Raw genomic sequence first — 20,580 nt, 5'->3', positions numbered from 1 at the left:
GGGCTCGGTCGGTTCGAAGAAAGCAAGGTGTGGCACAGTGTTGGATGGCCCAAGCACGGGGCAACCTGGAAGCCTCATCGCCGGCCGATACCGGCTGGGCACCCTGATCGGCCGCGGCGCCACGGCGTCCGTGTACCGGGCACACGATGAGAGATTGGGCCGTGACGTTGCGCTGAAACTCTTCGCTCCGCTCCCCGGAGGTCCGGAGGGGCTTGCCCGGCATGAAACCGAAATGCGCCTCCTGGCGACGTTCAACCATCCGTCGCTCGTGACTCTTTTCGACGCCGGAACCGACCGCCGGGACCCGGAGCACCCCAGGGCATTCCTCACCATGGAGTTGATCCACGGACCGGACCTGTATGCCAGATTGCGTGGCCGCCCTCTGGCGATGGCGGACGTCGCCCAGATCGGGGCAGGCTTGGCTTCGGCCCTGGAGTATATCCACGGGCGTGGGATCATCCACCGCGACATCAAGCCAGCGAATGTCCTCCTGGCCGACGCCCCCGCAGGATCCCCCCTCCGGCCGAAGCTCACGGACTTCGGAATCGCGCGCATCATCGAGGGCACCCGCCTGACCGCCACGGGAACGACGGTCGGAACCGCCGCGTACCTCAGCCCGGAACAGGCCACAGGTTCTGCCCTTGGACCGGCAAGCGATATTTACTCGCTGGGACTCCTCCTCCTCGAATGCCTGACCGGAACGCTCGAATACCCGGGAACCAGTGTGGAATCAGCGGTTGCGAGGCTACATCGCCCACCTCGCGTCCCAGCGGCCCTCGGTGCGCGTTGGGTTGACCTCCTGACCGCCATGACATTGGCAGAGCCTTCCAGCCGCCCAACAGCCCGCGACGTTGAGGAAGCACTCCGAGGTGCCGTCAGCTCCAGCGTCCCCTCGGCAATTCCCGGGCGGGCCGGCGGGGCAACCCAGGCACTTCCCCGATTGCCTGACCGTCCGCCCCGGACACCAAAACCCACCATCCGTGCACGCGTCCAGCCTGCGGTGAGGCTCAACGATGGGGATGGGGCCGCCGTCGTGCCGGCCGCGGAAAACCGCCGACCGGGGCAAGGGAAGCCGCTCATCCGCTCACGCAGATCAATGTGGACTGCCGGTGCCGGGTTGCTCGTGGCCGCACTGGTGATCTTTGGCGTGAGTGCGCTCCAGCCGCCGGCTCCGGCCGCCCCGGTACCACCGCCCACCACCCCTGCCGTGACGCCCACAACGACGCCCAGCGACCCTGCGCCTTCGCCCTCCGTGAGCGTCGAGTCGCCACCGCCTGTGGCACCGGCCCCTGGGAACCACAAGGGCAAAGGCAAAGGAAACGGCTAGGCACACGCAGCGGGATTGACGGCTAGCTCTCCGGGTCGTACATGAACTCGCGGAGCTCTTGCGCGCAACGGCAGGCCACCGCGATCTTCCTCGCCCAATCGACCGCGTCCCCGCGCGTCGGCAGCTCCAGCACGGTGAACCCACCCTTGATTTCGGAGCCTGGATAGATCTCGGTGCTCACCGAGCCGTCGGCGGAGACCAGTATGGGGTTAACTTCCTCGTCGATACCACCGGCGAAGACGTAGACACCGGCAGCCTTCGCCTCCTCGATCACAGCGTGGGATTCGGCGAACACGATCGGGAACTCCTCTTCGGTGAGCACCATGGCTTCGCTCGGGAAGGAGATGAGGTATTTGGTCATGTCTCGATGGTGCCCCGCGGGCGGGCCGGACAGCAACGGTTGTGGAGCTAGATTCCCGTGTCGCGGCTGTCTCTGGTAACGATGCGCTCCCCCGTCACCGGGTCAACGGAAGCGCGGCTTTCGCTGACGCGGCGGGTCCTGCGCGGGCCGAACACGAGAAGGGAAACGATCAAGCCAATGACGCCGACCACCATGAGGATGTAACCGACCATATGGAGGTCGAAGTACGGCACAACATCTCCTGCAACGGCGAAGGCCAGAATGGCACCTAGTGCGATAAGGAAGATGGATGATCCAATTCTCACTGCTGTACCTCCTGCTGAACCGCGAGCCCGGCGGCGGCGGGTAATGCTAAGCCTACTTAGCATTGCCCAAACTACACGCCGGCAACCCATCGGGCAACCTCTTGGGGGCGGGCGCCGACACTAAGGGTGCTTTACTTTTCCGGCCATTGCCCGGTACGGTCCGTAGAGGACTATCGTCCTTGACTGGGGGAGGTCAACGATGGCAGGCATGTTCGAACTGTATGTGGATACCAAAGCACGGTACAGGTTCCGTCTAAAGGCGCCGGACGGGACCGTGATGGCGGTGTCGAAAGGGTTTGATGACAAGCCCGCCGCAGTTGCAGGGATTCGCGATGTGCGCGCCTGGGCGGGAATGGGACTGATCTCGGACCTCTGCCCAAGCCAATCGTCCACCTCCGGGCCTACCACCGAAGACGGCTCGCCCGCCCCTCCGGAGGCCGCCCCGCAACGTTCCGGACCCGGCCTCGAAGAACCTTCTTTTCCAGACAACGGGGCCACGCAACCGAATCGTCCGCGTGATGAGTGAGCCGTCGGTCGGCACCGCGGTCCTGTCCTATCGCGAGTTGCTGGAGGGGTCGCCGGATGCCCTGCTCATGATCGATTCCGGCGGTGCCATCCGCTTTTTCAATGCAGCGGCAGAACGTCTTTTCGGATATCGCCGCGAGTGGTTGCTGGGCCGGCACTATCGGGCGCTGCTCCCGGGCAGGCTCCAAGGACACAATGAGGGCCTGGGAGAGCCTTTCGCCATTGACGTGCAAGCCCGGCACATGGGGACAGACCTGGAACTTTTCGGCCTGCGGCGCGACGGCACGGAGTTCCCCATGGAGGTCAATCTCGCACCAGTGACCGCGGACGCGGCCAACGTTGTGGCATCGATCCGGGATGTAAGCGAGCGCAAGCGCAGCGATGCAGCGCTGCGCGAGGCGCTGTCCCTGGTCAGCGCAACTCTCGAGTCAACGGCCGACGGTATCCTCGTTGTTACCGCTGATGGAAGAATCGCCGGTTCCAATGAACGGTTCGCGACCATGTGGGGCATCCCCAAGGATCTTCTGGACTCCCACGATGACGGAAAAGTCATGGGCTTCGTCCTGGACCAGCTCACCGACCCGGAGGCATTCGTGGCGAAAGTCCAGCAGCTCTACTCGGATCCGGGAGCGGAGAGCCTGGACTTGCTGCATTTTCACGACGGGCGGACCTTTGAACGTTATTCAAGGCCCCAGAGGGTCGCCGAAACCATCGTTGGACGCGTCTGGAGCTTCCGCGACACCACAGCCCGCATACAGGCGCAAGACCAGGCGCGGGCGGCGTTGGCGGAACTCGCCAGGAAGGCCGAAGAACTGAGGCTCCTTGCCTTCCGCGACCACCTTACGGGGCTGGCCAACCGTGCCTTGTTCCGTGACCGGCTTGAAGTAGCCCTGGCCTCGACGGAACGCTCCGGCATTCACGTACTGCTCCTGGACCTGGATGATTTCAAGGAAGTCAACGACGTCCTGGGCCATCAGGCAGGCGACGAAATGCTCATCGAGATCGGCCGCCGGCTACGACGCTGCGTAGGCGAGGACGACACCGTCGCCCGGCTCGGCGGGGACGAATTTGTCATCCTCCTGACCCGCACGCCCGACCCCGACCGCATTGCTTCCCATGTAATGGCCGCATTGAACTCCCCCTTTACGATGCATGGCCGTGAGCTACGCCCCCGGGTCAGCCTCGGTCTGACCGGCGCGGACCCCGAGCTTCATGGCCCGGACCTGATGCGGCGTGCAGACATTGCCATGTATGCGGCGAAAGCAGCTGGAAAGAACCGATGCCTCCGTTTCCATCCCGACATGATGACGGCGCTGCTCGTTCGCAATGACATGGAAACCGGCCTTCGCTCGGCCGTCGACAACGGAGAAATTACAGTCCACTACCAACCCGTCGTTGACGCCGAGTCGGCCACGGTCACGCAGGTGGAGGCCCTGGCTCGCTGGGAGCGGTCCGAAGGGCTCACCCCGCCGTCGGAATTCATCCCCGCAGCAGAGCGTTCCGGGCTGATCAGTGTGGTCGGCCAAGAAGTCCTGTCCCAGGCCTGCGCCCAGCTCAGGAGCTGGCTCATTGGGAACAGCAACCGCGCCGTCGCCGTGAATGTCTCAGCCGTCCAGCTGCGCGAACAGGGATACGCCGACACCGTCCTCAGTACGCTGGCCGCCGCAGGAGTCAAAGGTGGCCAGCTGATCCTGGAGGTGACCGAAAGCGTCTTCCTTGACCCCGCACCCGATATCACCGAGCAGCTGGCAACGCTGCGCCGCCAGGGAATCCGAGTGGCCCTGGACGACTTCGGCACCGGCTATTCCTCCCTTGGACGCCTTCAAGACCTGCCCGTGGACATCCTTAAAATCGACCGGACCTTCGTTTCTGTCATACACAGCGGAGTGGAGGATCTTCCGATCCTGACATCGATGAGCGCCATGGCCCACCACCTCGGACACCGCATCACCGCAGAGGGTGTGGAAACCCCGGAACAGGCCCGGCACTTGCTGCGCCTCGGCTGCCATTCCCTCCAGGGCTACCTGTTTGCGCGGCCGGTGCCACCCGAGGAGCTCGCAGCAGCCATTGAACATGCCACGGAACGCATCAAAACCCTCCGACAGGAGGGTTCCTAGTCATACCCTGTCCCTAGTCATACCCAGGCCCTACCGGGCGGGCACGAATCGCTTGCAAAGAGGCGGGACTCAAAGAGTCCCGGCCCCTTCGCATCGCACTCTAGCGAGCCTTCAGCTCGACTGACCCCAGGTCGTGTGTCCCGGTGCCCGGCGGAAGGGTGGTCCATTCTGTTTCGGTGGCCCGCATCCAGGGATAGGGCAGGAGGTCCTCAAGACTGACAGTTCCGACCTCTCCCCCGGAATCAACCAGGACAGACGTCTCGGTCCCGTAGTTGCGCATCAGTTCCCGGCAAACGCCGCAAGGGTTGGTGACTTGGGGTTCTCCGCGTTCATCCATGCTGACGGCAACGACCGTGTGGATCGATGCTTCCTGCGCAATACGGGCGTTGGCGAGGGCGCTGGATTCGGCACACACGTTGATCCGCTTGGAGCCTAGGTGGAGGCCGAGGTAGATGGCACCTGACGCTCCTCGCATAGCAGCGGCAACTCGGTGGTTCTCGCTGTGATGTGCCTGCAGGAGCAGCTGACGGGCTGCGTGGTAAAGCTCCAGATCGGACTCGCTGAGTTCAAAGGAGATCACGTACACCTCCGGAGCCATCGCAGCCTTGCTGGCAGGTGATCACGAGCGTCCTACCTTCCAATGAAGATGCCGTTCTTCCGACGCGCCAGCACGTAGAACACAATGCTCAGCAGCGACAGGGCGGCCACGTAAACCGGGAAGATCCAGGCGGCATTCAGGGACTGGAGCCAAACCAGGAGGTATGAGGCCGTGCCGCCGAAGAGGGCGACGCCAATTCCGTATCCGAGGGCGGTTCCGGCGCCACGGCAGGACTTCGGCATCAGAGAACTGGTGACCACGTTGTAGAGGGTCATGTTCAGGACCAGGACCACCGAGCCGCCCAGGAGGACCGCAGCAAATCCACCGATGCCTGGGCGCACGTACATAAGCATCAGGAAGACGGAAGGAATGGACAACGCGCGAGTGATCAGGAACCATTTGGAAATCGACCTGCCATCGGCAAGTTTGCCCACTACCAGGCTGCCGACTACCAGGACCGCGCCAAGTACGGTGGTGAGGGCGAAGACAGCGGTGGCGTCTTCCTTGAAGCTGCTACGGGCCGCGGTGGGGAGTCCCGTGTTCCAGGCGTAGTTGTAGGCCTGGGCCGCTCCGACGACGAACGTAATGGCCAGCACGCTCAGCCAATGCTTGCCTACCCCGCCCCAGACCGTTTTCGACGAGGAGTTTTCGGCCAGCTCCTCCGGCCGCATGGTTTCCGGAAGGGTCCGGCGAAGGTAGACCACGACGAAACCGAAGATGGCCCCCACGATGAAGGGAACACGCCAACCCCAGTCAGCCATGACGGCCCCACTCAGCATCAGGCTGCACAGGTAGCTGACCAGCGAGGCGAGGAGAATGCCCGAGTTGACGAAGAAGGAGATGATCCCCGCGACGAACCCCTCGCGTCCCACCGGTACCAGCTCGACGGCGTGGGCGGTGGAAAGGGGAGCTTCAACGCCCGTGGAGATACCCTGCACAACGCGGCAGACCAAGAGGATGACACCGGCAGCGCCGCCGATCTGCTGGTACGTCGGACACAAAGCGATGATCAGCGTGGTGATGGCCATCATCATGATGGACCAGAGCATCACTTTTCGACGGCCGATCCTGTCGGCGAAGGTACCGAGCAGGACGCCTCCCAGCGGACGGAACGCGAAGCCGACGGCGAAGACCGCCAGGGCGTTAAGGGTTGCGGCGGTGGGGTCCTGGGAAGGGAAGAACTTTGGTCCGATGAAGGCCGACAGCAGTCCGAAGACCATCCAGTCATACCACTCAAGGGTGTTCCCGAGTCCGAGGCCCAGCAGCCCACGGCGGATTTCAGGAGAGAGCCGGGACTTCCGGGCGCTCTCCGAGCCATTCTTGACAATAGTGTCAGTCATGATTCTTTCCTTCCTCCGCACCTTCGCGGTGCGTGAGGGTACGGATCACCATTGCTGCCCAGAGGGTGGCAAGTGATCGAAACTATCATTTTGGCTTGGTTCGGCAGGGCCGCACCAGCTCACCTCATGGGAGGCGAGTTAGCCCAGATAGCTACGCGTGCCTCTTCGTAGCGCTCGAATGCAAACGACGACATCCAGCCCGGCAACAAGGAGCTTGGACGGTTTGCTTGGATGTCTCAGCATCAGTATGGAGAACACGAAGATGGACGTAGGCGGGCTGGACCTTCCGCCAGAAGGATGAAAGTGCCCACGTTTCTGATCGTGCAGCGAACTTCCCCAGGTGATGCGACTCACATAACTATATTGAAGATTTTCACCAGGTCAATGCTTTTTGAGAAATACCTCTCCCGAAGAAATCTTCACCGAACCATTGATTCGCTAAAATTTTTCACTATAGTTATGTGAGTCAGCTCACCGAGAGAAAGTTGGATCATGACCAACGAGATCATCACGGCATCCTCACCGGCCGGCACGAGCGCACTTCTTGCAACTGTCGGCAACAAGGTCCGCACGATGCGCAAGGACAAGGGGATGACCCTGTCCAAACTCTCGGAAATCACCGGTCTCAGCCCGGCGATCGTCAGCCAGATCGAACGTGGGCTGGCCAACCCATCATTCACCACCTTGGCGCAGTTGGCTCATGGCCTGGACATTCCCGTGGGGAAGTTCTTCCTCGGCCAGGAAGAAACCAGGTCGCCGGTTGTCCGTAAGTCCGAGCGGCGAAACCTCAAAGGCGTCACCAAGAAGTCCGTGGGAGAGGCAGTCTATGAGCTCCTGACCCCGGACCTCAATGGCGCCTTGGAGGCCCAATGGATCGTGAGTCCGCCAGGCCACGACACCAGCGCCACCCCTTTCCGCCACAGCGGCGAGGAGTTCGGCATCATCTTGTCGGGAAAGAAGGACATCTTCCTCGACGGTGAGTGCTACACGCTAGAGGCGGGCGATTCGATCACCTTCTCCTCGGATACGCCTCACTGGTACAAAAACAGCTACGAAGAGGTATGCGTAGCTATTTGGGTCAACGCCCCGCACGTATGGTGACCAGCCGGCGCTAGCCGCCGCTCGCTCCCATACACGTACGGACCCTTGGACGTCCGTTCGCAAACATCTCAACTTTCCGTGTCCAGGTCCCCGGGACCTCTACTCGTCATGCCCTCCGCCAGGCCTGGTCCGCTCCGTGCATCGCAGCGGGCTCCTCCTGAGCACCCCGTCTATACCCCGGCAACCGTTCCAACGGCATGCCCGCCGGGAAGTAAGGATCCTCCATGAACTCCTTTGCCACCACATCGTCACTGGAACTCAGTACGACGACGGCGGACCTCACCGCACCCGTCATCTCCCGCTCCGACGTCCTCGTGGTCGGCGGTGGTCCCGCTGGCGTGGCCGCCGCGGTCACCGCAGCACGGTCCGGCGCATCCGTCACACTCCTGGAGCGCTACTCCTCGCTCGGTGGACTTGCCTCCGGAGGGATGGTCCTGGTGCTCGACGACATGATCAACGGCCAGGAAATCACGGTCACCGGCATCGTTTCGGAGTACGTGGAACGGCTGCAGAAGCTCGGCCTGGCGATTGTCCCGCCTGCCGATGACCGCAAGACCTCCGAGGAACTCTGGAACAAGTGGGGCCGCTACGGCACCTTCGACTTCCACTCCCACACCAACCCCAAGCCGATCTGTTATGCAGCGGCCTTCGATCCCGACGGCTGGAAGCGGGTCTCCAACGACCTCGTCCGCGAAGCCGGAGTCAACCTCCGCCTGCATTCGTGGTTCTCCCGTCCGATCGTGGACAACGGCGTCATCAAGGGCGTCATTTGCGAGACCAAGTCCGGCCCGCAGGCGTTCATGGCGGACATCGTCATCGACACGACGGGAGACATCGACGTCGCCTCCCGTGCCGGCGCCAGCCACATCAAGGACAGCTACCTCACCACCCTCGTCTTCCGCCTCGGCAACGTAAACACAGCCGCCGCGGTGGCTTTCGAGCAGGCCAACCCGAAGGAAGCCCGCGCCATCAACCGCACCATCAAGCGGCTCCTTGGCGGTGCCTGGGAACTGTGGTGGCTCAAGACCCCCATCGACGGCGTCGTCTGGTGCAACGCTCCCCACATGACCGGGTACGACGGCGTGGACCCCGCGGACATGACAGCCGCCGAGTTTGCCGCACGTGACCGGATCAGTGAGGCCGTGGAGTATGTGCGCGCCCACCTGCCCGGCTTTGCGAACTGCTATATGCTCGACGTCGCGTCCCAGATGGGCGTACGGCAGACCCGCCTGCTCGAGGGCGAATACGTCATGACGAAGGACGACGTCACCTCCCGCCGCCACTTCGCGGACACCGTGGCCCGCGGCCGCGATTACTACTACCCGTACCGCTCGCTGCTTCCCAAGGAAGTGGACCAACTGCTCGTCGCCGGCCGCCACTACTCGGCCACCCCGGAAGCGCAGAAGATGTCCCGCGAGATCCCGCCCTGCATGGCCATGGGCCAGGCAGTCGGCGTTGCCGCGGCGCTGGCGGTCGAAAACGGCACCCTCGTCCGCGACGTTTCCGCGCTGGACATCCAGCAGGGCATGCGCCGGCACGGCGCAGACCCGGGCGACGTCCCGTCGTCGAACGCTACCGTCGACAGCGAAGCGGTGGTGGGGGCATGAGCACCGACACCCTTCTCGATGAGAACGTTCTGAGCGAAACCACGACGGCGGCGCCCGCCGCCGCTGCCAAGCCCAACGGAGTCCCGCTCCCCCTCGACGGCATCAAGATCGTGGACTTCACCCAGGTGTTCATGGGACCGTCCTGCACCCAGCTCCTGGGCGACTACGGCGCGGACATCATCAAGGTGGAACGCCCGGGCGCCGGCGATATCTCGCGCAACTCGTTCCCGGACAAGGACGGCCAGGACAATCCCATCTTCCTGTCCATCAACCGGAACAAGCGCAGCGTTTCCGTGGATACCCGCACCGACGAGGGCAAGGCCGTCCTCCGCCGGGTCATGGCCGACGCCGACGTCGTCGTCAGCAATTTCCGTTCCGGCGTGATGGAGCGGATGGGCTTCGGCTACCAGGAACTCAAGGCCGGGAACCCGGGCATCATCTGGGCCTCCGGCACTGGCTTCGGCCCGGTTGGGCCGTACTCCCACAAGGGCGGCCAGGACGCGATCGCCCAGGCCTACTCCGGCGTGATGTGGCGGCGCGAGTCGGACGACGTGAAGCCGGCCATCTACCCCACTACGCTGTGCGACTACATCACGGGCATGCACCTCATGCAGGGCATCCTGCTGGCCTTGCGCACCCGGGAGGCGTCCGGCGTCGGGCAAAAGGTCGAGGTGACGATGTACGACTCCATGCTTCACCTGCAGATGCAGGAGGCGTGCATGCAGCTCAACCGCGGCTACGAAGTCAATTGGGGCGCCATGCCGCTGAGCGGCGTCTTTGAAACCACCGACGGCGCCGTCTGCATGGTGGGCGGCTTCACGCCCGACCCGCTCGCACGGATTTCCGAAGCGCTGGGCCTGGACGAGGACCTCACGCAGCGGCCGGAGTTCGCCAACCTGGAGCAGCAGTTCAAGCACAAGCCGGCCCTGCAAGCGATCTTCCGGGAACGCATCGCCACGAACACCACCGAGTACTGGACCAACCAGCTGGAGAGCCAAGGCCTGCTCAACGCACCCGTCCACACCCTGGAACAGGCCCTCGCCGATGCCCAGACCGAGGCCAACGGCATGATCGTGGAAGCCGAGCACCCGGGCGTCGGCACCGTGAAGATGCTCAATGCCCCGATTCGCCTGTCTGCGACGCCGCCTTCAGTCCGCCGCGTGGCGCCGCGGCTCGGCGAGCACAACGTCGAGGTCCTGTTGGAAAACGGATTCGACGCCGAAGCCATCGAGCGCCTGCAGAAGTTGGGGGTCCTCCGGTGACTGTTTCGATGGATGAGAAGAAGATCGTTGACCAGGTCACCCTGACCATCGAGAACCACGTGGCCACGGTGGTGATCGACCGTCAGCACGTGCTCAACGCCGTCGACGGGAGCGCCCAGGCCCGGCTCAATGACATCTGGAACCAGATCGAAGCCGATCCTGACGTTCGCGCCGTCGTTATCACGGGCGCCGGAACGCGGGCGTTCTGCGTCGGGGCGGACATGTCCGCCTCTGCCGTCGACAAGACCGGCCTGCAGTACTGGGCGGAGCTTGACCCCAACGGTTTCGGCGGACTGAGCCTGCGCACGAGCCTGGACATTCCGGTCATTGCCCGCGTGAACGGGTACGCGCTGGGCGGCGGCATGGAGATCGTCCTCGGCGCCGACATCGTCGTCGCCGCGGACACGGCCAGCTTCGGCCTCACCGAACCGCGGGTCGGGCGCTTGGCGCTCGACGGCGGCATCCACCAGCTGGTGCGCCGCGTCCCCTACACGCAAGCGATGGGCATGCTCCTCACAGGCCGCAAGGCCGAGGCTGCGGAAATGCAATCGATGGGCCTGGTCAACGAAGTGGTTCCCGCGGAGGAGCTCGACGCCGCGGTGCGGCGCTGGGTGAACCAGATCCTCGCCTGTGCGCCCAGCTCCGTCCGCGCCGTCAAGCAAATGGTCAGCAGGACCGGCCACCTGAGCGCGGTGGAAGCCCGCGGCCTCAGGCTGCCAGCGCTCATGGCCGCACTCGACAGCGAAGACTCCGCCGAAGGCGTGCGCGCCTTCCAGGAAAAGCGCCCGCCGGTGTGGCCGGGCCGCTAGATGCGGCACGAACAAATGCAAGACACCGAACTTCAGCATGAACGGAAGGACAATCCAATGCGGGAATCACTGACACCCGGCGTGTGGGGCGTCGTTGCCACGCCATTCCAGGGCAGCACCCTCGATCTGGACACCGACAGCCTGGCCCAGTTGGTGGAGCACTATGAATCCATCGGCGCAACGGGCCTGACTGTCCTGGGTGTTTTCGGCGAGGCCGCCGCCCTAACAGCATCGGAGCGCAGCCTGGTGCTGGAAGTGGTGGTCGAAGAAACCCAATTGCCTCTCGTGGTGGGTGTGACCTCGCTCTTCACGGGCACGGCAGTCGAAGAAATCCGCGCTGCCCAGGCCGTGGCCGGAGACCGGCTCGCCGCCGTCATGGTGCAGGCAAATTCGGCCCGGCCGGAGGTTGTCATCGCACACCTCAACGCCATCCACCAGTCCACCGGCGCCAAGGTGGTCCTGCAGGACTACCCGGTGGCCAGCGGAGTCAGCATCAGCACGGAAGCACTCATTTACGTGGTCCAGGCCTGCAAGTTCGTTATCGCGGTCAAGGCCGAGGCCCCGCCCACCAGTGTGGCCATCGCCCACCTGGCGGCCGCCGTCGACGTTTCAGTGTTCGGCGGGCTGGGAGGTCAAGGGCTGCTGGACGAATTGGTGGCCGGCGCAGCCGGCGCCATGACGGGGTTCTCCTACCCGGAAGCCCTCATGGCTTGCGTCGGTGCCTGGCAATCGGGCGGTTACGACGCTGCCCGGGACGCACTGCTTCCGTATTTGCCGCTCATCAACTTCGAGCAGCAGGCCCGGATTGCCTTGGCGGTCCGGAAAGAATGCTTCCGTGAGCGGGGCTTCATCAAGGACTCCGGTGTCCGCCCGCCCGCGGCTCCTTTCCCGGAGGTCCTCAGGAACGGAATGCTGACGCACCTGGCTGAAGCGGCCCGGGCCTTGGATCTCTCCCTTACCCCAACCGCCCACACAGCAGGAAGGCTCTGATGGACTTCGGAATCAGCGGCAAGACCGCATTCGTCGCCGCCTCCACAGGAGGACTGGGACTAGCCGTCGCCCGCGGACTCGCGGCCGAAGGCGTCCGTGTGGCCATCACGGGCCGGCGTGGCGAACTGGCCGAGAAGATCGCGGCGGAGCTGCAGGCTGACGGCCACAGCGCCGTGGCTGTCGAGGCCGACCTGAGCACCGCGGACGGAGTGACCGCCGCCGTCGAACGCGCCGTGGATCTGCTCGGCCCCATCGACATCCTCGTGCTCAACGGCCCCGGCCCCAAGCCCGGGGCGGCCGCCAGCCTTGGCGCCGACGACATCGCGGCGGCGTTCGAGCTGCTGGTGAAGCCGCACCATGCGCTTGTCTCCAAGATCCTGCCGGGGATGCGGGAACGGCGCTGGGGACGGATCCTGGCCATCGGATCCAGCGGCGTTGTGGCACCCTTGCCCAACCTCGCCGTCTCCAACACAGGCCGTGCAGCGTTGGCCGGTTACCTCAAGACGCTTGCAGCGGAAGTGGCCCTCGACGCCGTCACAGTCAACATGCTCTTGCCAGGACGCATCGCAACCGACCGCGTCGCCGAACTGGACCGGGCGGCGGCTAAACGCCGCGGCACCACACCGGAGGAAATCCAACTCGAGTCGCGCAAGACCATCCCTGCCCGACGCTACGGCGAACCGGAGGAGTTCGGCGCCGCCGGCGCCTTCCTCTGCAGCGCCCCCGCTTCGTACATCACCGGCGTCGCGCTTCGCTGCGACGGTGGCCTGATCCGGAGCCTCTAGGCCCTGATCGCCTCCCGAACAGCCCCATTGCCCATCCCTACTGCAAAAGCCAAAGGATTACCATGACTTCCACCGCCACCGAATCCGCAACCTCCACCCGCCAGGATGTTGCCGCAGCGCAGCACCTGATCAACGGCGAATGGACCGGAGAGCCCGAAATCCAGCGAATCAACCCGGCCCGCCCGGATGAGCTCGCTGCCCTCTCCCCTCGGGGCACCGCCGCCGACGTCGACGCGGCCATCACTGCCGCTGCCGCCGCCCAACCGGCGTGGGCGGCCCTCCCCGCCCCGGCCCGCGGCGCCATCCTCATGAACGCAGGCAAGCTGCTGGAAGATCGCCAAAGCGCGATCGCCGAGGACCTCGTCCGCGAGGAAGGCAAAACCCTCGCCGAAGCCAAGGGAGAGGTCAAGCGCGCCTCGGACGTGCTGCGCTTCTTCGGCTCCCTCGGCTGGGCCGCCACCGGCGAAGTACTTCCCAGCGGCCTCCCGGACACCACCATCACCACCCGGCGCGAGCCGCTCGGCGTCGTCGGGCTTATCACTCCTTGGAACTTCCCCATCGCTATCCCGGCATGGAAGGCCGCTCCCGCACTCATCAGCGGGAACGCGGTGGTCGTCAAGCCTGCCGAACTCACCCCGCTCTCCGCGACGCACCTTGCCCACGCCTTGCAGGACGCCGGGCTTCCGGCAGGAGTCTTCAACGTGGTGCACGGCAAAGGCCGCGTGGTGGGCGACGCCTTGGCTCGCGATCCCCGCATCGCCGGGCTGTCCTTCACCGGATCCACCAAAGTGGGGCTCGGACTCCAGGAAATCCTGAATGCCCGCCGCGCCCGCGTCCAGCTGGAAATGGGTGGCAAGAACGGCGTCCTGGTCCTCGATGACGCCGATCCGCAGAAGGCCGCCGCCGTAGTCGCAGCCGGCGCGTTCGGACTCACGGGCCAGGCGTGCACGGCAACGTCCCGCGCCTACGTCACCCCAGGCGTCCGCGACGCCTTCCTCGAAGCCCTTGTTGCTGAGGCGGCCAAGTACACCGCCGGTGACGGGCTCGGCAGCGCCAAGATGGGCGCTGTGGTGAGCAGCCAGCAGTTCGAGCAGGACCAGGCAGCGGTGCGCACCGCCGTCGAACGCGGCGCCACCCTCCTGCACGGAGAGTACGACGGCGATTCCTCCGGTGCGCTGTTATTCCCGGCGGCTGTGCTCACCGACCTCCCGTTTGACGACGCTGCCGTGACGGAGGAAATCTTCGGGCCGGTGGTTGCAGTCCTTGAGGTTCCGGATTACGAGGCAGGCTTGGCCGCGATCAACCATTCCCGCTACGGCCTCACCGCAGGAATCTGTACCGATTCCCTGGCTCTGGCTACGGACTTCGCCGCGCGGGCGCAGGCCGGAGTGATCAAGGTAAACCGTCCCACCGCCGGCCTGGACTTGAACGTGCCGTTCGGTGGCGTGAAGGACTCCTCCACCAACACCTTCCGCGAACAGGGCAAGTCCGCACTGGACTTCTTCACCTGGGGCAAGACCGTCTACACGGGTGTGTAGCACACCATGACGTACGTGATCGCGCAGCCCTGCGTGGACGTCAAGGACAAGGCCTGCATCGACGAGTGCCCGGTGGACTGCATCTACGAAGGCGAACGCTCGCTCTACATCCATCCATCCGAGTGCGTGGACTGCGGCGCCTGCGATCCCGTGTGCCCGGTCGAGGCGATCTACTACTCGGACGACGTTCCGGATGAGTGGGCCGACTACGTCCGGGCCAACGTCGAGTTCTTCGAGGAACTCGGATCCCCGCAAGGGGGATCGGCGCTGGGGAACCTCGGGCGGGACCACGAGGTGGTTGCGGGGCACGTTGCGTAGCGTGTGGCTTTGGTTTGCCGCCCCTGGAGGGGATCAAATGACCCCTCCAGGGGCGTGACCTTTTGTAGGTCACAACTTTTCGCAAGCGCTTGCGATTGAGATCGCCCCGGGATATCTTGATGCCCATGACTTCCTCCGTAGATGCTGTGGCCGAGCTGGCGGGTGTATCAGTTTCAACGGTATCCCGAGCCCTTCGAAACGTGCCCGGCATCTCCGAAAAGACCCGCAAGCGCGTGCAAAGTGTAGCTCAAGAACTCGGTTACGTACCCTCACTGGCCGGATCCCGGCTTGCCACGGGCAAGACGCGCACGGTTGCGATCGTCACTCCCAGCCTGTCCAAGTGGTTTTTCGGCCAGGTCCTCGCGGCCGCCGGCGGCGTCCTGCGCGAGGCCGGCTACGATGTCCTGCTGTATGAACTGGCCGATGCGGGCACGCGCGGCAGATTCTTCGACGAACCCGCATTGCCGGGCCGCGCCGACGGCGTCCTCATCTTGGCCCTGCAGCCAACGCCGGCAGAGCTAGCGGCCCTCACGGCGCAGGGGCTTCCCTTGGCCGTCCTAGGCTCCGAGCAACCGGGTATACCGTGTGTACGTGTGGAGGACAGGGGCGCAGGCCGCTCCGCCGTCCGCCATCTGCTGAACCTGGGACACGATCGGATCGCTTTCATCGGCATCCAACAGCCAGCCGGCAGCACGCTGGGCGGCGTTCCCCCGGCGCAGCGGTTGCTTGGCTACCGCGACGCCCTCAGCGAAGCGGGCCTCGATCAGCGCCCCGAGTACGAGGTTTTCGAAGAGAACACGACCACAGGCGGATCCACTGCCATGGCGCGCTTGCTGTGCGCCGAGGTCCCGCCGACGGCTGTTTTCGTCGCTTCCGACGAAATGGCATTCGGCGTACTCGTGACGCTCCGCGGTGCGGGGATCAGCGTCCCCGGCGACATGTCAGTGCTCGGCTTCGACAACCACGAGCTCTCCGGTCTCCTCGACCTGACAACCATGGACCACTCCGTGACCCGGCAAGGGGCCGAAGCAGCACGCCTTCTGGTCTCTGCGCTCCAGGCATCTGGCGCGGCCACCACCACAGTCACCGTCCCGGCAACCTTGGTAGTCAGGGGAAGCACTGCGCCCCCACGGCCGCTTCGAAACAGGACCGCAGTCCCCCAGGAAAACGCATAACCACCTGACAGAAACCACCTGACAAAGGAAAGGCACGCCATGGAATACCGCAAACTCGGCTCATCCGGCATGTACATCAGTGAACTGGCCTACGGGAACTGGGTCACCCACGGAGAGCAGATCGACCAGGACGCCGCCAACGCATGCGTCCGCCAGGCCCTCGACCTGGGCATCACCACCTTCGACACCGCCGATGCCTATGCAGGCACCCGCGCCGAGACAGCTCTCGGCCAAGCACTCGAAGGCGTGCGCCGCGAAGGCTTGGAGATCTTCACCAAGGTCTACTTCCCCACCGGCGAAGGCAAGAACGACCGCGGCCTGTCCCGCAAACACGTCATGGAGTCCATCAATGGTTCCCTGCGGCGCCTCGGCACGGACTACGTCGACCTTTACCAGGCCCACCGCTACGACTACGAAACCCCGCTCGAAGAGACAATGCAGGCTTTCGCGGACATCGTCCGGGCAGGCAAGGCGCTTTACATCGGCGTCTCCGAATGGACGGTTGATGAAATTCGGGCTGGTGCCAAACTCGCCAAAGAGCTGGGAGTACACCTCATCTCCAACCAGCCGCAATACTCCATGCTGTGGCGCGTCATCGAGGAAGAAGTGGTCCCAGCCAGCCAGGAACTGGGCCTGGGCCAGATCTGCTGGTCTCCCCTTGCCCAAGGGGTTCTCACCGGCAAATACATCCCAGGCCAGGACGCGCCGTCGGCCTCCCGGTTCGCGACGGAGGAAGGCGGGCTGAAGACCGAGCACAAGTTCATGCGCCCCGAAGTACTCGAACGGGTTCAGGCGCTGAAACCGGTCGCGGAGGAAGCAGGTTTGTCCATGGCCGCCCTCGCCGTGGCCTGGGTCTTGCAGAACAGCAACGTCTCAGCTGCCATCGTGGGAGCATCCCGACCCGATCAGCTCGTGGACAACGCCACCGCCGTCGGAATCAAACTGGATCCGGAGCTGCTGGCCCGGATCGACACGATCCTCGACCCTGTCACTGAACGCGACCCGGCTAAGGTCGAATCCTTCACCACGCGCCCCTAAACGGGCGTGGATAGCCTGCCGAAGAGGATCCAGACACGCCATCAGCCTGTCAGCAGGTCAGCGTGCTGGGCCGCGACGACGTTCGGGTGTGCCCGAAGCCGGTAGCGGAGGGCGTTGTCACCGTAGGTTTCAAGAATCGGGCTGTTCGTCGGATCCACCGAAAGGCCGCGCGCCTTCGCTTGAAACTCCGGGCTCACCGCGAGCTGCGGCATTCTCGCGTCCAGCGCCGGATTGTAGAAAAACGGCAGGGAAATCCGGTCAGTGCCTCGAAGAGGTGAGATCACGCGGTGCAGGGTCGCTTTGAGGTAGCCGTTCGTGGCCAGTTCCAGCATTTCGCCGATATTGACCACGAATGTTCCGGGGACTTGGGGCGCGTCGATCCACTTCCCTTGATACTCGACCTGGAGGCCGCCCTTTCCGGGCTCCACGAGGAGGAGCGTCAGCACGCCCCCGTCGCGGTGGGACCCGACCCCCTGTTTGGGTTCGGGGTTGGATTCCCCCGGATATCGCACAATCTTGAGCACCGGGAAAGCATGTGCGGCGAACGCGGCATCAAAGGTGTCCCCGGGCGCCCCCAGGGAAACCGCCAGGGCCCGCAGTAGGGTGAGGGAAATGGCACTCAGCCGTTCAGTCCATTCTGAGACAATCCCCCGCATTTCCGGGAGCGCAGTTGGCCACAGATTGGGCCCCTCCAGACGCCAATAGTCCGCAACGTCCGGACCCGGCTCCACAATGTCGCGCTCGACGCCGATGTCGATCTGCTCGCGCCAATCGACTCCACCGTCGGTGAGCTCGCCGCCTACGCGGGTGTAGCCGCGGAACTGTGGGCTGTGGACATTCTCGATCGCGAGTTTTTCTTCTTCCGGCAGCTCGAAGAAGCGGCGCGACACATCGAGAATAGCGTCCGTTAACTCCTGCGGGATGCCGTGCCCGGCCAGGTAGAGAAAGCCAACCTCGTGCATGGCATTGCGCAGTTGGTCACGGAACCGGGCCGCCTCGTCTGGTCCGGCATTCAACAGTGAAAGATCGAGTACCGGCAATGTATCGAGTGTCAATGCACTTCGTCCTTTTCATCGAATGTGGCGGGCGACGTCGCCTCAAGCCGGCATCTTGGGACGCCACACGCCAAAACGGTTGCCGTGCGGGTCCAGGAGGTGCGCGAACTCGATAGCGCCGTTGTCAACGAACGGGAGTGCCACACTCGCACCGAGCGACTCGGCCTTGGCGATAGCGGCCTTCACATCGTCGACTTGCACGTAGAAGATCGCCCATGACGATTCCCCCAGCGAGGTGGTCTTCCATAGACCGCCCTTGTCGCCATTCACCATCTGGTAACCAGCGGGCGAGGACTCACCAAATGTCCAGTCGAAGAGTGAGCCGTAGAAGGTTCGCGCGCTATCCGGATCGGGCGATCCGACTTCGAAATAGTTCACAATGCCCGCCATCGCTGTTTCCTCTCCCCTTCCGCCATGAGTAGGTGGGAGGCCGCCCTCCAGACCTTTGGGCGGCCTCCCGAATATCTAGGGCATGACCTTGTAGAGATCGACGACGGTCTCTTCCGGGGGCGAGGTGAAACCGCCCTCGATGCCCGCCTGCATTCGGGGCATGAGAATGCCATCGCGGAATTTCTCCCAGCTCTCTTTCGACTCGTGGACTGCCATGATCGTCCAACCGCCTGCCGACGGGCCTGCGGCGTGGAAAGTCTGACCGTCGGGCAGGAGCCCCTCGCCCGGGTGAACAGCGGCAATTGAGGCCTCGTATTGATCCTTGGTACCTCCTGGGAAGAAGTGCACAACTCCGTATGGTGCGGCGTCCATATCTGCTCCTTGAATGGTCTAGACGGGTGGACATGCCAAGCAATAGACCTCGCCATCCGGGATGTCAAGGCGTTTTCGCCGTCGGGATCAAAGTCCTGGACTCAGGTCCAGAATTCGTCTGCCTTGGCCGTGTCCTCGAAGAACTCCCGTCCCTCGACAACCTTTCCGTCGCGGAGTACGAAGGAGATGGCAGTTGCAACATCCAGGGTTTTTCCGTCGCTTTCAGCGTGGCTTTGCTGGAGCCCCACCGTATGGTTTTCTCCGCCGACGATGTCCTGGACCATCGCTTGGAAGGAACCTTGCGAACGCGCTCCCAGCTCGCCGAAGTAGGCCAGGATGGCGTCGCGTCCTTGTTTCGTCCCGGACAGCACGCCACTTCCAGCTGCGTACCAGACTGCGTCCTCCGCGAACAACTCGCTGAGTGCCGCCAGATCACCTGCGTTAAAGGCCTCGTACCCCCGCCGGACCAATTCAGCGTTTTCTGTAGCTCCCATGTCAGAATACCTCTCCGTCATCCTCGTCGGTCAATGGGACGGCTTAAGGCTATTCCTGGCCCGGGTGCCTGTCGATGGGATTCGGCAAGCCCGGGCACTCCGTCCGAGGGCTGCAAGCGGTGGTTCAGTGGCAAGCTTAATCACAACGAACTCGTATGGAGGGCAAGCTGTGATTGACACTGCTGAGGCCGTTCTTCACGACGGCTCGACGATCCCCATAACCATCCACGGAAACGGGCGTGCGCTGATAGTCCCGGCACGCTTTGCTCCCTATCTGCCCGAGGAAGCCGACACAATGCGGCGGTGGGGCGCTGATCCAGATCTGGGACCCAACTTGGTCAACGGTCTTGCGCAATCAAACCGGGTCGTCGTTGCCGATTACGAAGCACATCGCATGGCACACCCTGCACCGGACAGCCTCACGCCTGGGAATGTCTCCGCAGATTTCTTGGCCATCGCCGACGCCGCTGAGGCCCGCACCTTCGCCTACTACGGTTATTCATGGCTGGCGCTCTGCGGCTTGCAACTCGCTATCCGCACGGACCGCCTTTGGGCACTGGCCATGGGCGGATACCCGCCGCGCGATGGACCCTACGAGAGCATGCTGGCGGTCACCCGGGCAGCGCACTCGATGGCCACACAATCCGGCAACCAGGTTCCTTCGCCCGCCACTGCGGCGGAACCCGGAGACTGGGATGCGGTGCCGGTCCAAACGAATGAGGCACAAACCCGTCAGTTCGTCACCCTCTACGAGGCCCTCCAGGACTTCGACGATTCCTCCGCCGCGGTCCCGCGGGATTTGCCGAGGCTCGTGTTCGCCGGCGCGGACGACCGGATCGATTACGGACCCGCATGGGGCAATGTCCGGGTAGAGATCGGTGAGCCCCTTGCAGTGCACGAGCAAGGCCTCATTGAGGCCGGTTGGGATGTCCTGGTACTTCCCGGCCTCGACCACATCAGCGCGATGCGCAGCTCGGTGGTCCTGCCCATCCTCAGCGACTGGCTTCGGAAGATCGGTTAGTCTCCAGAGCCGCGGCCTCGCGTGTGTCCTTACCGGCGTTGTCCCCTTGAGA

General features: G+C 64.0%; 22 protein-coding genes. 14 read left to right on the top strand and 8 right to left on the bottom strand.

The genetic code is table 11. From position 1 onward, the window contains the following. The first annotated feature begins 37 nt into the window (after positions 1-37). A complete protein-coding gene (locus ACX5I4_RS10700) occupies positions 38-1,327 on the top strand; it encodes a serine/threonine-protein kinase (protein ID WP_461836643.1) in 1,290 nt (429 codons plus the stop codon). 22 nt (positions 1,328-1,349) lie between these two features. Here the strand turns inward: ACX5I4_RS10700 and ACX5I4_RS10695 are convergent, their stop codons facing one another. Together ACX5I4_RS10695 and ACX5I4_RS10690 are read right to left on the bottom strand one after the other, a co-directional pair. Next, entirely contained in the window at positions 1,350-1,688 is a 339-nt protein-coding gene (locus ACX5I4_RS10695) for a YciI family protein (RefSeq protein WP_461836642.1), read from the bottom strand. Positions 1,689-1,735: 47 nt separating this feature from the next. Continuing rightward, on the bottom strand, positions 1,736-1,993 hold the full coding sequence (locus ACX5I4_RS10690) for a DUF6458 family protein (protein WP_461836641.1): 258 nt from the start codon (positions 1,991-1,993) through the stop codon (positions 1,736-1,738). Between the two features lie 199 nt (positions 1,994-2,192). On the opposite strand from ACX5I4_RS10690, the gene ACX5I4_RS10685 reads away from it, so the two are divergent. Both ACX5I4_RS10685 and ACX5I4_RS10680 read left to right on the top strand, forming a co-directional pair. Beyond that, the gene (locus ACX5I4_RS10685; protein ID WP_461836640.1) at positions 2,193-2,519 is read left to right on the top strand and encodes a YegP family protein; all 327 of its coding nucleotides are present in this window, start codon (positions 2,193-2,195) and stop codon (positions 2,517-2,519) included. Continuing rightward, positions 2,512-4,635 (top strand): putative bifunctional diguanylate cyclase/phosphodiesterase, encoded by a 2,124-nt coding sequence (locus tag ACX5I4_RS10680; RefSeq protein ID WP_461836639.1) that lies wholly within the window; start codon positions 2,512-2,514, stop codon positions 4,633-4,635. Before ACX5I4_RS10685 ends, ACX5I4_RS10680 begins: the two co-directional genes overlap by 8 nt. 100 nt (positions 4,636-4,735) lie before the next feature. Here the strand turns inward: ACX5I4_RS10680 and ACX5I4_RS10675 are convergent, their stop codons facing one another. Both ACX5I4_RS10675 and ACX5I4_RS10670 read right to left on the bottom strand, forming a co-directional pair. Beyond that, on the bottom strand, positions 4,736-5,233 hold the full coding sequence (locus tag ACX5I4_RS10675) for a cytidine/deoxycytidylate deaminase family protein (RefSeq protein WP_461836638.1): 498 nt from the start codon (positions 5,231-5,233) through the stop codon (positions 4,736-4,738). Positions 5,234-5,265: 32 nt separating this feature from the next. Further along, positions 5,266-6,573: an MFS transporter gene (locus ACX5I4_RS10670; protein WP_461836637.1), complete on the bottom strand. Its 1,308-nt coding sequence runs from the start codon at positions 6,571-6,573 to the stop codon at positions 5,266-5,268. Between the two features lie 492 nt (positions 6,574-7,065). On the opposite strand from ACX5I4_RS10670, the gene ACX5I4_RS10665 reads away from it, so the two are divergent. The 10 genes from ACX5I4_RS10665 to ACX5I4_RS10620 all read left to right on the top strand — a co-directional run bounded on the left by ACX5I4_RS10665 (position 7,066) and on the right by ACX5I4_RS10620 (position 17,196). Beyond that, on the top strand, positions 7,066-7,674 hold the full coding sequence (locus ACX5I4_RS10665) for a helix-turn-helix domain-containing protein (protein ID WP_059389980.1): 609 nt from the start codon (positions 7,066-7,068) through the stop codon (positions 7,672-7,674). A gap of 224 nt (positions 7,675-7,898) precedes the next feature. Further along, on the top strand, positions 7,899-9,281 hold the full coding sequence (locus tag ACX5I4_RS10660; protein ID WP_461836636.1) for an FAD-dependent oxidoreductase: 1,383 nt from the start codon (positions 7,899-7,901) through the stop codon (positions 9,279-9,281). Next, entirely contained in the window at positions 9,278-10,543 is a 1,266-nt protein-coding gene (locus ACX5I4_RS10655; RefSeq protein ID WP_461836635.1) for a CaiB/BaiF CoA transferase family protein, read from the top strand. Before ACX5I4_RS10660 ends, ACX5I4_RS10655 begins: the two co-directional genes overlap by 4 nt. An 8-nt stretch (positions 10,544-10,551) precedes the next feature. Beyond that, a complete protein-coding gene (locus tag ACX5I4_RS10650; RefSeq protein ID WP_461838694.1) occupies positions 10,552-11,352 on the top strand; it encodes an enoyl-CoA hydratase-related protein in 801 nt (266 codons plus the stop codon). Between the two features lie 57 nt (positions 11,353-11,409). Continuing rightward, positions 11,410-12,342, top strand: a complete 933-nt coding sequence (locus tag ACX5I4_RS10645; protein WP_461836634.1) for a dihydrodipicolinate synthase family protein — start codon at positions 11,410-11,412, stop codon at positions 12,340-12,342. Beyond that, the gene (locus ACX5I4_RS10640; protein ID WP_461836633.1) at positions 12,342-13,127 is read left to right on the top strand and encodes an SDR family oxidoreductase; all 786 of its coding nucleotides are present in this window, start codon (positions 12,342-12,344) and stop codon (positions 13,125-13,127) included. Before ACX5I4_RS10645 ends, ACX5I4_RS10640 begins: the two co-directional genes overlap by 1 nt. Before the next feature lie 62 nt (positions 13,128-13,189). Further along, complete coding sequence (locus ACX5I4_RS10635; protein ID WP_461836632.1) at positions 13,190-14,665, top strand: aldehyde dehydrogenase family protein; 1,476 nt, start codon at positions 13,190-13,192, stop codon at positions 14,663-14,665. A gap of 6 nt (positions 14,666-14,671) precedes the next feature. After that, positions 14,672-14,983 (top strand): ferredoxin, encoded by a 312-nt coding sequence (gene fdxA, locus ACX5I4_RS10630; protein ID WP_461836631.1) that lies wholly within the window; start codon positions 14,672-14,674, stop codon positions 14,981-14,983. 125 nt (positions 14,984-15,108) lie between these two features. Continuing rightward, on the top strand, positions 15,109-16,158 hold the full coding sequence (locus tag ACX5I4_RS10625) for a LacI family DNA-binding transcriptional regulator (RefSeq protein WP_461836630.1): 1,050 nt from the start codon (positions 15,109-15,111) through the stop codon (positions 16,156-16,158). 39 nt (positions 16,159-16,197) lie between these two features. After that, the gene (locus tag ACX5I4_RS10620; protein WP_461836629.1) at positions 16,198-17,196 is read left to right on the top strand and encodes an aldo/keto reductase family protein; all 999 of its coding nucleotides are present in this window, start codon (positions 16,198-16,200) and stop codon (positions 17,194-17,196) included. 41 nt (positions 17,197-17,237) lie between these two features. Here ACX5I4_RS10620 and ACX5I4_RS10615 read toward each other — a convergent pair whose 3' ends face one another. From ACX5I4_RS10615 to ACX5I4_RS10600, 4 genes are all read right to left on the bottom strand, one after another. Then, positions 17,238-18,251: an isopenicillin N synthase family dioxygenase gene (locus ACX5I4_RS10615; RefSeq protein WP_461836628.1), complete on the bottom strand. Its 1,014-nt coding sequence runs from the start codon at positions 18,249-18,251 to the stop codon at positions 17,238-17,240. Positions 18,252-18,293: 42 nt separating this feature from the next. Further along, positions 18,294-18,641, bottom strand: coding sequence for a VOC family protein (locus ACX5I4_RS10610; protein WP_461836627.1), 348 nt, complete (start codon positions 18,639-18,641; stop codon positions 18,294-18,296). Positions 18,642-18,716: 75 nt separating this feature from the next. Continuing rightward, a complete protein-coding gene (locus ACX5I4_RS10605; RefSeq protein WP_461836626.1) occupies positions 18,717-19,013 on the bottom strand; it encodes a hypothetical protein in 297 nt (98 codons plus the stop codon). A gap of 101 nt (positions 19,014-19,114) precedes the next feature. Next, a complete protein-coding gene (locus ACX5I4_RS10600; protein ID WP_461836625.1) occupies positions 19,115-19,507 on the bottom strand; it encodes a nuclear transport factor 2 family protein in 393 nt (130 codons plus the stop codon). A 169-nt stretch (positions 19,508-19,676) separates the two neighbouring features. Here ACX5I4_RS10600 and ACX5I4_RS10595 point away from each other — a divergent pair, with 169 nt between their 5' ends. Then, positions 19,677-20,528, top strand: a complete 852-nt coding sequence (locus tag ACX5I4_RS10595; protein ID WP_461836624.1) for an alpha/beta hydrolase — start codon at positions 19,677-19,679, stop codon at positions 20,526-20,528. Positions 20,529-20,580: the final 52 nt, after the last annotated feature.

This window comes from Arthrobacter sp. MMS24-S77 (assembly GCF_054888235.1).
The sequence above is the reverse complement of the archived record's forward strand: the minus strand, read 5'-3'. Positions and strand labels throughout refer to the sequence as shown.